This window comes from Streptomyces sp. NPDC045967, assembly GCF_056430495.1.
Window position 1 is genome coordinate 162,549 of sequence record NZ_JBWKLE010000014.1, and the last position, 11,341, is coordinate 173,889.

10 protein-coding genes and 1 pseudogene are annotated in these 11,341 nt (G+C 71.3%); 5 read left to right on the forward strand and 6 right to left on the reverse strand.

What is annotated here, in order from left to right; genetic code table 11:
* Nucleotides 1-3: 3 nt before the first annotated feature.
* The 6 genes from AC07FY_RS24560 to AC07FY_RS24585 form a co-directional block, all read right to left on the reverse strand.
* Nucleotides 4-1,080, reverse strand: a complete 1,077-nt coding sequence (locus AC07FY_RS24560) for a CgnE/CgnB domain-containing protein (RefSeq protein WP_479009707.1) — start codon at nt 1,078-1,080, stop codon at nt 4-6.
* 68 nt (nt 1,081-1,148) lie between these two features.
* Nucleotides 1,149-1,286: a hypothetical protein gene (locus AC07FY_RS24565; RefSeq protein ID WP_479009710.1), complete on the reverse strand. Its 138-nt coding sequence runs from the start codon at nt 1,284-1,286 to the stop codon at nt 1,149-1,151.
* Between the two features lie 67 nt (nt 1,287-1,353).
* Nucleotides 1,354-1,551 carry a hypothetical protein gene (locus AC07FY_RS24570; protein WP_479009713.1) on the reverse strand — a complete coding sequence of 66 codons (198 nt, stop codon included), beginning with the start codon at nt 1,549-1,551 and terminating at the stop codon, nt 1,354-1,356.
* Nucleotides 1,548-2,249, reverse strand: a complete 702-nt coding sequence (locus AC07FY_RS24575; protein ID WP_479009716.1) for a hypothetical protein — start codon at nt 2,247-2,249, stop codon at nt 1,548-1,550. Before AC07FY_RS24575 ends, AC07FY_RS24570 begins: the two co-directional genes overlap by 4 nt.
* The gene (locus AC07FY_RS24580; protein WP_479009719.1) at nt 2,246-3,820 is read right to left on the reverse strand and encodes an amino acid adenylation domain-containing protein; all 1,575 of its coding nucleotides are present in this window, start codon (nt 3,818-3,820) and stop codon (nt 2,246-2,248) included. Before AC07FY_RS24580 ends, AC07FY_RS24575 begins: the two co-directional genes overlap by 4 nt.
* A complete protein-coding gene (locus tag AC07FY_RS24585; RefSeq protein WP_479009722.1) occupies nt 3,820-5,697 on the reverse strand; it encodes a B12-binding domain-containing radical SAM protein in 1,878 nt (625 codons plus the stop codon). Before AC07FY_RS24585 ends, AC07FY_RS24580 begins: the two co-directional genes overlap by 1 nt.
* Nucleotides 5,698-5,945: 248 nt before the next feature.
* On the opposite strand from AC07FY_RS24585, the gene gntD reads away from it, so the two are divergent.
* The 5 genes and pseudogenes from gntD to AC07FY_RS24610 all read left to right on the forward strand — a co-directional run bounded on the left by gntD (nt 5,946) and on the right by AC07FY_RS24610 (nt 10,239).
* A complete protein-coding gene (gene gntD, locus AC07FY_RS24590; RefSeq protein WP_479009725.1) occupies nt 5,946-7,037 on the forward strand; it encodes a guanitoxin biosynthesis L-enduracididine beta-hydroxylase GntD in 1,092 nt (363 codons plus the stop codon).
* Between the two features lie 85 nt (nt 7,038-7,122).
* On the forward strand, nt 7,123-8,421 hold the full coding sequence (locus tag AC07FY_RS24595) for an MFS transporter (RefSeq protein ID WP_479009728.1): 1,299 nt from the start codon (nt 7,123-7,125) through the stop codon (nt 8,419-8,421).
* 147 nt (nt 8,422-8,568) lie between these two features.
* Nucleotides 8,569-8,818, forward strand: a pseudogene (locus AC07FY_RS24600) (type II toxin-antitoxin system Phd/YefM family antitoxin).
* 401 nt (nt 8,819-9,219) lie between these two features.
* Entirely contained in the window at nt 9,220-9,678 is a 459-nt protein-coding gene (locus AC07FY_RS24605; RefSeq protein WP_479009731.1) for a helix-turn-helix domain-containing protein, read from the forward strand.
* A gap of 3 nt (nt 9,679-9,681) precedes the next feature.
* A complete protein-coding gene (locus tag AC07FY_RS24610; RefSeq protein WP_479009734.1) occupies nt 9,682-10,239 on the forward strand; it encodes a VapC50 family PIN domain-containing toxin in 558 nt (185 codons plus the stop codon).
* The last annotated feature ends 1,102 nt before the right edge of the window (nt 10,240-11,341 follow it).

The window sequence follows — 11,341 nt, forward strand, 5'->3', positions numbered from 1 at the left end:
TGATCAGACTCCGGCGGCGACCGGGGCCACCCCGAGGGCCTGGAAGAGCGCCACGTCCTTGCCGTCGACGCCGCGCATCAGCACGTCGATGGCGGTGCTCATCAGGTCGATGTGGTACTGCGTGAAGGTGCCCAGGCCCAGCCCCAGGTGGACCCCCGGGTGCCGCTCGTTGGCGAAGTGGTTGCCGGGGAGCAGCGGGGCGCAGCTGGTGTTGGTGCCGAAGCCGATCTCGTGGACCTTGGCGTAGCGGTCGTCCTCGGCCAGCAGCTTCTCGAGGTTGGCGGCGAACCGGGTGCGTCCGGCGACGGCCGGGCGGACCGCGGTGATGCGGCCCTCGGCCAGCGTGATGATCGCCGGCTGGTCCGCCATCGAGGCGAGGTCGCGGTAGACCCGGTCCGTCTCGGCGAGGCTGGTCTCGTGACCGCCGCGGTGGACGATGGGCGCGCCCTGGAGGGTGATCTCGCCGTTCAGCGTGAAGTGGGTGTGCAGCTCGAACTCGCCCGAGGCGTTGACCAGCGAGCTGAGCTCACCGGTGGGCAGGACGACCTGCTGGCCGGGCAGGAGCGGACCGTGCAGCGAGAACCAGTGCTCGGAGAGCTGGTGCTGGAAGACGGCCTCGGTGGCGAACTCCCGGCCGAGGAACAGCATGTCGTCGGCCTGGTCGAGGAGGGTCAGGAACTCCTCCTCGATGCCGAGCTCGCGCTCGTAGTCGACGTCGGACACGACGCGGAGGTTGTTGCGCAGGGTCTCGACGGAGAAGGGGGCCGAGAAGCTGGAGAACGCGCCCATGGCCATGCCCACGAGGTCTTCGTCGTCGAAGTGAACGAACTCGTCGTCGGCGATCCACAGGACGGAGGCGCGGCGGCCGGAGGCGCGGATGGCGGCCATTTCGGCGATCAGGCCCGCGCGGGAGTCGGGGCCGGCCCAGGTGTACTCCTGAACCGGGACGGTGCCGGTCTCGACGGTGAGCGCGCTGCGCACGCCCGGCGACGTGACCAGGAGGAAGACGTCTCCGAGGTCCCCTCCGAACACCTTGCGGAACTGCTCCGGGCTGATCGGTACGGGCTGTGCGGTGCTCAAGGAAACCTCCCGGTGAAGGCGTGCCGGGGTGTGAGTGCTTCACTCACACCCCGGAACACGACTCAAACTCAGCCCTCGAGGCGGTCGTACTTCCCGTACTTGCTGATGCGGGAGCTGATCGACGCCTTCTCCTGGGCAACCGGCTCGTTGCCGGCCTGGACGGACTGCTCGATGGCGGACTGCTGGTCCATGTTGTTCTGGGTCACGTCGACTCCTAGTCGGGTTCTGGTGGAGCTCCGGCTCCCGCCTGGTGCGGGGTCCGGCGTCTGTGGGTCACGGAGCGGGTTGTTCCGCTGCCGTGAGGCGGAGGAGGGCGGCCGCCGCGTCACCGTGTGCGCGCAGCCGTTCCTGGTCGAGCCCGGCGCTGAGCCGGGCCGCCGCTCCTCGGGCGAGTTCCACGGCCACCTCCACGAGGTGGCCGCCGATGCTGACGGGGAAGAGCGTGGTCCCGAGCGTCTGGCTGGTGATCACCGGATCTCCCCTTCCAGGGCGCGGGCGGCGTCCGCCGCGACGGTGCGCAGGGCCCGGGCGGCCCGCACGGCGTCCGGGTCGGCCTCCAGCTGCTCGGCGAGCGCGGCCAGTCCGAGGACGGACCGGCGGCGCGGGCCGGGCGGGAGGCGGTCCAGTTCGGCCGCGATCCAGCGCGCCTGCGCGTCGGCGAGCAGCACCTGCTCGTCCTCGACGGTGAGCTGGAGCGCGGCGCGTCCCACCAGGGGCGGGGCGCCGCCGTTGACGGCCTCCAGCACCGGGGCGAGTTCGGCCCCGCACTGCATCACCGCGGCGGCGGCCTGTGCTCCGCCGGGCACCTGCTGGAGCCGGACGCTCAGGTTCAGGAGCAGCACCACGGCGGCGCGCAGCCGCACCGGGTCCGCGATGCGGCACAGCTCCTCGTAGAGTCCGCGGACCCCGGTGGGCACCAGGGCGACGGCCGCGTCCTCCCCCTCGCCGGTGACCTCGACCCAGCCCGGTACGGGCACGGGCCGTTCGGGGTCGGCGGTGGCGGTGTCCAGGGCGTCGGCGAGCGCGGTCAGCTCCCGGGCGGCGTCGGCGAGTTCCGTCTGGGCCAGGGTCCGGGCGAACTCCCGTACCGGGGCGGACGCGGCGGGGGCCGCGGGCGGCGGGCTGCCGGTCGTGGACGGCGCGGTATCGGCCGTGGATGCGGTGGTCACCTGCTCTCCTTCCTCTCGGTACGGGCCGGGGCGGCCAGGGCGTGGTGGTCGACCTTGTCGTTGACGGTGCGCGGCAGCCGGTCGTGGAACTCCACCCGGGCGGGCACCATGGCGGCGGGGAGCCGGGCGGCGAGTTCGCCGCGCAGGGCGCCGGCGCGGCGTGCCGGGTCGGCCGCCGGTTCGGCGAGCACCACGTGCGCCACCAGGCGGCTGCGGTCCCCTTCGCCGGCGACGGTGACGGCGGCGGCGGTGACCCCGGTGCAGTCGGCGAGCGCGGCCTCGACCTCGCCGGGCTCGACGCGTACGCCGGAGATCTTCAGCTGCCGGTCGCGGCGCCCGTGGTAGACGAGCACGCCGTCGGCGCCCTCGGTGACCAGGTCGCCGGTGCGGAAGGCCCGGCGCCCGTCGGGCAGCGCGGGGAAGGCGCGGCCGGTGGCCGCCTCGTCCCCCGCGTACCCGCCGGCCAGGCAGGGCCCGGTGACGTACAGTTCGCCGGCGGTGCCGGGTGCCACGGGCCGCAGCTCCTCGTCCAGGACCAGGGCCGCACGGCCGTCCAGGGCCCGGCCGATGGGCAGGATCTCCCCGGGTGGCAGGGCCCCGGCCGTGCGCGGCACCTCGTACAGCGTGGAGGTGACCACGCCCTCGGTGGGCCCGTAGGCGTTGAGCAGCCGGACCGCGCCCATCGGCGAGCCGAGCCAGCGGCGGGCGGCGGCCGTGGTGGCGGCCTCCCCGCCGATCAGCACGGTGTCCAGTGACGGCGGCGGGCGCAGGTCGCCGCGGACGGCGGCCTCCGCGCCCAGCAGGGTCCAGTAGGCGGTGGGCAGCTGCCACATGGTGATGCCGTGGGCGGCGCTGACGTCGAGCAGCTCGGGCAGCGACCACAGGCCGCCGCCGCGCAGCACGACCCGTCCGCCGGACAGCAGGGTCGGCCAGATCTCCTCGAGTGCGACGTCGAAGCCGGGTGAGGCGAACTGGAGCGTGACGCTGTGGGGGGTGAGTCCGTAGGCCCCGGCGGCCACCTCGCAGTGCCGGGCGAAGGGTCCGTGCGCGACCCGGACGCCCTTGGGCACTCCGGTGGAGCCGGAGGTGAAGAGCAGGTAGGCCGGGTCGCCGTCGTCCACCGGTACGGGGAAGCCGGGCGCCTGCGCGGCGCCGCCGGTCCGCGTCCCGGGGCGGACCTCGACGGCCTGCTCCCCCAGCTCGGCGAGCCAGTACGGGGCCCGTTCGGGGGCGGCGACCAGGGCGGTCCGGGCGCCGGCCACCCGCAGGGCCCGGCGTACCCGGGCGGGTGGCTGCGCGTCGTCGAGCGGCGCGCACACCAGTCCCGCGCCGGCGGTGGCCAGCAGGGCGACGACCAGTTCGGGCACGCTGGAGGCGACCAGCGCCACCGTGTCGCCGGGGCGGGCGCCGCGCCGGTGCAGCTCGGCCGCCAGCTCACGGGCGGCGTCGGCCAGGGCGCCGTAGGTCAGGGTCCGGCCCGGGACTCCCGGGGACGGGGGCAGTTCGACCGCGGGGCGGTCCGGTTCGTTCGCGGCCCGGTCCAGGACGCGGGCCGCCAGGCTCGTGTCCATCAGCGCATCCTTGCCGGGGGCTCGAAGCTGGTGACGTGCACGCCGGGGCGCAGTCCCTCGGCGGGTGCGCGGAAGTAGCCGGACCAGTCGTGGGAGAAGAGCTCGACGCGGGTGGTGCCGGACTCGGCGACGGTGAACACCGAGGCGCGCTGGTAGCGCAGCAGCTCCTCGAGGCGGTCGTCGATCTTCACGCCGGCGAGCTCGAGGTGGGCCCGCAGCTCCGTGTGGAAGCGGTCCAGCTCGTTCTGCACGTACGCCCAGCACCATTCGTAGATGAGCCAGGACTCCTTGTCCGGCACCCAGCGGGCGAGGCGCTCCATCATGTCCGGCTGGGAGGCGACCTTGCCCTCGTTGGGGACGGAGGGCGACTCGATGTACTCCCACAGCAGGGCGCGGGCCCGGTCGACGGCCTCGCCGAGGACGGTGGAGGTGTCGGCGAGCGCGGCGTCGGCCAGCGAGCGGTAGAAGTCCTCGTAGCCGAGGAGCCCCTCGGTGTGCAGGTAGGTGGCGAGCTGCCGGGTGATGCCCCGGTTGTGCAGTGCCTGCAGGACGGCGCCGAAGAGGTACATGCGCACCCAGTCCTCGCGGCTCATCGTGGCGTGGCCGACGACGACCTCGACCTCCTCCACGTCGTCCGGGAGGTAGGTGCGGGTGATGGTGTCCAGCCGGTACTTCTCGCGGTGGGCGGCGCTGCCCATCTCGGCGTTGGGCAGCAGGACGCACTCGTAGATCATGATGTCGTCGTGGATGCCCATCTCGAGCATCCGGCACAGTCCGCGGGCGAAGGTCTCGGGGGTCTCGTTCGGCAGGCCGACGATGACCTCGGTGTAGGCCTCGACACCGCGCTCGCGGAAGGCGGCGGCGAGCTTCTCGTAGTTCTTGGCCGGCATGTTGGAGCGCTTGACCTGCTCCAGCACGTCCTGGGTGCCGCTCTGCATCGCGAGGATGGTGCCGTTCGACATGCCGTTGAGGGCGAACATCGAACTGATCTGCACGATGCGGTCGTTGGCGTTCTTCGCGTAGCTCGTGACGAACTTGCCGGGAAAGCCGCTCTCCTGCTTGTTGCGCACCAGGTGCTCGGCGAGGCCGACGTCCCGCGGGAGGATGCCGAAGTTGGCGTCGGCGCACAGGATCGCCGAGACGTTCTGCTCGGTGAAGTAGTCGATCTCGGCGTGCAGCCGGTCCTCGTCGAACTTGCGGATCTTCGACTGGTTGGCGGAGCCCCAGTCGCAGAAGGTGCAGCTGTAGGGGCAGCCGCGGTTGGTCTCCCACAGCACGGTCGGCTGGTAGCCGGCCGAGCGGGCCGCCTCGAAGGAGGGCTGCATCAGGCCGGTGAGCCAGGGGCTGGGCACGTCGATCTCGCGGGGCAGCTGCCCGCCGAGCGGGTTGCGCCGGACCGTGCCGTCCCGGTCCCGGTAGCTGAGCGAGGGGACGGCCGTGAAGTCCGGCTCGTCCTGGAGCAGCGCCCTCAGCAGTTCGGCGAAGGGCGCCTCGCCCTCCTTGTGGATCGCGAAGTCGATGTAGGGGTGCCGGTCCAGGAACTCGGCCGCGTTGTCCGGCACGTGGGGGCCGCCGACGACGGTGACCGCGTCGGGGAAGCGCTCCTTCACGGCGCGGCAGGCCGCCATGTTCTTGTTGAAGTTCCACAGGTAGCAGGACATCGCGAAGACCGCCGGGTCCTCCATGAGCGAGACCGGGTCCTTGGCCTGCTCGGGCAGGAAGAACGGCTGCTCGAAGGTGTAGGCGTCGACGAGGTCGGGCTGGGTGTCGGCGTAGGAGCGCAGGGCGCCCCACACGACGGGGAGGTAGGCGGAGCGGCTGAAGGCGGAAACGTAGATCCTGCGCTTGGCCGCGTTCACCGTGGTGGTCGCACTCACGCTTCAATCACCTCTTCCCTGTCGTGGCCCCTCCGGGCTGCGGACCGGCGCCGCTTCTGGGAATGAGCACAACGCCTGCGACTACAGCACCGCTCGAAGAGTGCAAGAAGTCGAGGCCAGAGCGGCTCCCGGAGGCCGCGGCGAGTGGTATGGCGGGGTGGGCCGCCGGCCGGGCGGGGCCGTGTCGAGTGCGATTCGAGTCGGCCCTGAGAGGCTGCGGCAACCTCCCGTCTCCTACAGGAGCCACCATGCAGACCATCGCACCGCCTGCCGCGGCGTCCGCCGCGGTGCCGTCCCCGGGGCCGGGGGTCCCGCGCATCGAACTCCTGCCGGACGAACGCCACCGCGTGGCCGCGCTCGCCCACGAGTACGCGCGGGACTCCGAGGGCCTCGACCCCCGGCGCTCCCTCCAGCTCGCCGCACTGATGTCCCACGAACTGCCGCGCTCCCTGCGGCGGGTCCTGACCGACTTCCGCCTGTCCGGGGCCCCGCACGCGGGATTCCTGATCAGCGGGCTCCTCATCGACGAGGACGCGCTGGGACCCACTCCCACGCGCTACCAGGAGCGGCCCGACCGCCCCGAGCTGCGCCACGCCGACGCCGTGCTGCGGCTGGTCGGCTCACTGCTCGGCGAGCCCTTCTCCTTCAGCAGCCAGCAGCGCGGACGGCTCATCCTCGACCTGTACCCGGTACCGGGGCACGAGTTCGACCAGCTCGGCTCCGGCTCCACGGCCATGCTCGACTGGCACACCGAGGACGCCTTCCACCCGCACCGCGCGGACTGGATGATGCTGCTGGGCCTGCGCAACGACGACGCGGTGGCGACGACCTTCGCGGCCATGGCGGACGTCGAGCTCTCCGAGGAGCACCGCGCGGTCCTGTTCGAAAAGCGCTTCGCGATCCTGCCCGACCAGTCGCACACCAAGGGCTTCAACCAGGCCACCGGTGCCGCGGACGCCGCCGAAGCGGCCGAGGGCGAGCAGTTCCGCCGTATCGACACCATGGCGAACCGGCCCGAGCCGATCGCCCTGCTGGACGGCGACCCCGCCGCCCCGTGGCTGCGCGTCGACCCGCCGTTCATGCACAGCAACCCGCTGGACCCGCAGGCGGCCGAGGCGCAGGACGCCCTGCTGGCCGCGATCGAGGCGAAGCTGACCGACGTGACGATCGGCAACGGCGACCTCTTCGTCATCGACAACAAGCGCGCGGTGCACGGCCGCAGGCCGTTCGCGGCCCGCTACGACGGCACCGACCGCTGGCTCAAGCGCATCAACCTCACCGCCGACCTGCGCCGCAGCGCGGGATCCCGGCGCGGCGACCACGGCCGGGCCGTGGTCTGACCGGGTCCGCCCGACCGGTCCACGACAGAGCCGCCGGGCGGATGAATCCGCGGGCGGCCTTCACCGCTTGAAAGGATCCAAGGCCTTGGCCGCAGAACCCAACCTGATCCGACGCCACCGGCTGTTCCGCCGGTTCTGGCTGGCGCGCGCGGTCTCGCTGATCGGCGACGGCGCGGCCATGGTGGCCCTCGTGCTGCTGGTCAGCCGCGGCGAGCACGCCGGTACCGCCGTCTCGCTGATCCTCCTGGCCGAGTCCGTGCCCCGGTTCTTCGGACCGCTCGCCGGGGCGCTCGCGGACCGGATGGGCGTACGGCGCCTGCTGATCGCCGCCGAGCTGGTGCAGGCGGTCGTCTTCGGAGTCATCGTGCTGGCCCGCCCGGGCCTCGCCGTCCTGGTCCCGCTGGTCGCGGTGGCCGCCGCGGCCTCCACGGTGTTCTCCGCGGCCGGCCGTACGGTGGTCCCCCGCCTGGTCGACGAGGCGGACCTGATGCCCGCCAACGCCTGGATGGGCACCGCCTTCAACCTGCAGGCCGCGCTCGGCCCGGTGCTCGGCGGCGTCTTCACCGCCTGGGGCAGCGCGTACGGCGCGCTCGCGATCAACGCGGGCACCTTCCTGGTCTCGGCCCTGCTGCTGACGCGCATCCCGGCACTGGAGCCGCTGCGCACCGGCGAGCGCCGGACCCTGCTGGGCGACACCGTCGAGGGCCTGAAGTTCGTACGCCACCACCGCGTGGCCCGTGCCATCGTGCTGCTGCTCCTGCTCGGCCTGTTCTTCGGCTCGCTGGACAACCTGGCGCTGGTCTTCCTCGCCGAGCACACCCTGCAGACCGGCGAGACCGGCTTCGGCCTGCTGTCCGCGTCCTTCGGCGTCGCCATGGTCGCCGCCTCGCTGTGGCTGGTCCGCGCGGCGGAGAGCCGCTCGCCGGTGTGGGTGCTGCTCGCGGGCTGGTTCTTCACCGGCCTGGGCCTGCTGCTGACGGCGGCCGCTCCGGTGCTGTTCGCGGCGATCGCCATGCAGCTGATCGCGGGGCTCGGCAACGGCGTGGCCAACGTCGGCGAGGAGACCCTGCTGCAGAAGTCCGTGCCCGGCGAGGTCCTGGGCCGGGTCGGCGGCACCCTGTCCTCCGCGGCCTTCTTCGGCAGCACGGCCGGCTACCTGGCCGGCAGCCTGCTGAACCCCGACGGCAACCCGCGGCTGGTCTTCGTGATCGCCGGCTGCGGCATCTTCCTGGCCCTGGCCCTGTGCGGCCCGGCCCTCCTGTCGTCCCGTTCGTCAGCGGGCCCGGCCGACGACAAGCCGGCGCAGGCCGCTCCGGGCGAGGACGCGCTCCCCGCCACCGCGGTCCCGGGGCCGACCTTGGCCCAGCCCGGCGCCACCCCCTGACCGCGGCGCCCCCCGCGTCCCCCTGATCCCCCCTCGTCCGACCGCAGCGCCCCCTTCCGCCTTCCGGCGGGAGGGGGCGCTCGCGCGTGCGGGCCGCCGGCGCTTCCACCCACCGGCACAAGGCGCGTGAGGTGCACACTTCTGCACATGAGTGACGCTCTGCCGATCACCGAGGCCCGGGCGAAGTTCGGATCACTGGTCCGCCGCACGTCCCACGCCCGCGAACGCATCACGATCACCGACCACGGGCCGGCCGGCGGCCGTGCTCATCAGCCCTCGGGAACCGGCCGGCCTCGAGGACGCCCTGGCCCCGGCCGGGGACCGCGAGCGCCGGGGCTCCGGGACCGCGGCACCCCACGGTGACGTCCGCACCCGGCTCGGACTGGAGCACGGGTGACCTACTCGTGGTCATCCACGTCGGCCGCCTCGGTTGGCACTCCTCGGCAGCGCACGGTGAAGGGCCGGACCGACCCCGGTCCGGCCCTTCACCGGCTGGCTCGGACTTGGCCCGCCAGCAGGTAGTCGGGATGCGTGACTCACCTTTGGACAGGCCCTGCGATCGCCCGGCTGGGGGCTATGAGGGACATGTGTCCCCAGATCGCATGTGAGGTCGCCCCCGGTGGCTCGATAGACCGACCGGAGGTGCGATTTTTCGAAAAAGTGCCTGGTAGCGGCACTAGTGAGGACGGCTCTGGCCATGCCTGGCGCGATTCAGATGTTGCGCATATTTCGATTGTTTCGGATACTGTACCTCTAGGTCGTAGACGTGCCGTCTACTTGAGCAGCGAGGGGTGTGAGATGACCAAGACGGACATCAGGCCAGTGACGATCCCCCCTGAGCAGACTGCGTCCACGAATCGAGCCCTGAGGCAGGTCCGCAGCTACCTGGAGACGCATCGGGACCGCCGTGAGATCACGGTCACGGTCGAGAACGGCGACCCAGAGCCGCTGACCCTCCCCCGTGAGGCCGTCGAACTTCTGGCTGGCATGCTCGCGCACCTGGGGGCTGGCCGTGGCGTCTCTGTCGTGCCAGCGGACGCAGAGCTGACTACGCAGCAAGCCGCTGACATGCTGAACGTTTCGAGGCCTTTCCTCGTCGGGCTTCTCAGTGCTGGCGAGATTGAGTATCGGAACGTCGGAACTCATCGCAGAATCAAGGCGTCGTCTCTCATGGAGTACAAGCAGCAGGACGACCAGAGGCGCCGTGCTGCTGCCGACGAGCTGACGCAGCTCGGCCAGGAGATGGGACTGATTTAGTCCATGGCATTTGTCGCCATCTATGACGCGAATGTGCTGTATCCGAACGTCTTGCGCGACGTCCTCATCCGCGTCGCTGCGGCAGGCTTGGTGCAAGCCAAGTGGACTGAGGAGATCCTTGACGAGACGTTCCGTAACCTCAAGGCAAAAAGGCCCGATCTAAGTCCGGACAAGCTGGATCGGACACGGCATGCCATGAAGGGGGCTGTGCGGGATTGCCTGGTCATCGGCTACGAACCACTTATCAACTCGATACAGCTCCCTGATCCCGACGATCGACATGTGCTGGCGGCCGCAATACGCACGAAGGCGCAGGCGATCGTTACGTTCAATCTGAAGGATTTTCCGCCAGAGGCTCTCACTCCCTGGGATGTGGAAGCTATTCACCCTGACGCCTTTCTGGAGGCGCAGATCGACCTAAATCCGCAGATCGTTTACGCCGTGCTTCAGCGAATTGCCGACGGGTGCAAGAATCCGCCGCTGACAGTCGCAGATCTGATCGAGAGCCTGGAGCGAACGGGTCTCGTGGCTTCGGTAGCCGCTTTGAGGGCCCTGAACTGAAGCCGCTGCCCCATGCACTTTACCGATTCCTGGCCGTCGCCCTACACGGAGTGATAGCGGGGCAGGCTTCTGGGGCGCAAGGTGGAGCACCTTGCGGGACGAACGAGCTGGGCCCCAGAAGCCTGGTCTGCTATGGCTTGCCTGGGTCGACGGCAGACGGGATGTCGCCACCCCAACCACCAACCGGCCCGCACCCGCACGACCGGCCTCCGGTCATCCCGCAGTGCGCTGGCAGAAGCCCAAGGTGTCGAACGAGGTCGATCCCCGGGTCGTGGCCAACCCGGAGCAGGCCCGGTCGCTCCTGACTGCGGTCTCTACGCCGGGGGCTACCGCCGAGCGCGCGGCCGGCGCTTGGTGGGACTCTTCGCCGGGATGTACTTCAGGGGCTTCCGGCCGGCCGAGATCGTGGGGCTGGCTGAGTCGGACCTGACGTTGCCCCACTCCGCATGGGTACGGCTCTTTGGCAGGAGGCTGGGCTTCTGCCCTGCCTCCGGCCGCGGCCGCCTCACCGCTGGCGAGTCGGCCCGACGACGTCCGGCACTCGGAGCTCTTCACGTGGCTCAATGCCGGGGTTGACCCGACCGAGGTCGCCGAGCGCGCCGGCCACAGCGTGGAGGTGCTGCCCAGTCGGTCGCGAAGTGCCTCGACGGCCGGCAAGAGGTAGCCAACCGCCGGATCGAAGATCTGCTGCGCGAGGACGAGTGATCGCGACTGATTGGCGATACGCTGCGAGGCCCCCTGGACCTGTCTGGGGGCCTTCGGTGTTTCCGGCGGTGACCTGCGCCGATGGGTCAAGATCCTGTCCATGAAAGTCCACAGAGCATGGACAGGGTTGCGTAGGCGGCAGTTGGCTGCACATACGCGAAGACCCCGTCTCAGCGTTGCCGCTGATGGCCGGGTCTTTGGCCACTTCCTGCGAAGTGCCCCCGGCAGGATTCGAACCCGCGCACACGGCCCCGGAGGACGGTTGTCCTCCGGGGCCGTGCCGTGGGGGAGTGCCGGGGCGGGGCGGTGGTCAGTGGGTGGCGGCTTGCTGGAGGGGCGGGGTGGTCTCGGTGTCCTGGGCGGGGGTGGGGGTGTTGGTGCCGCGGAGGGGGACTTC

Coding starts and splice junctions, on each gene's coding strand:
- AC07FY_RS24605 (WP_479009731.1), top strand. CDS start 9,220: ATGACCAAGACGGACATCAGGCCAGTGACGATCCCCCCTGAGCAGACT.
- AC07FY_RS24580 (WP_479009719.1), bottom strand. CDS start 3,820: ATGGACACGAGCCTGGCGGCCCGCGTCCTGGACCGGGCCGCGAACGAA.
- AC07FY_RS24610 (WP_479009734.1), top strand. CDS start 9,682: ATGGCATTTGTCGCCATCTATGACGCGAATGTGCTGTATCCGAACGTC.
- gntD (WP_479009725.1), top strand. CDS start 5,946: ATGCAGACCATCGCACCGCCTGCCGCGGCGTCCGCCGCGGTGCCGTCC.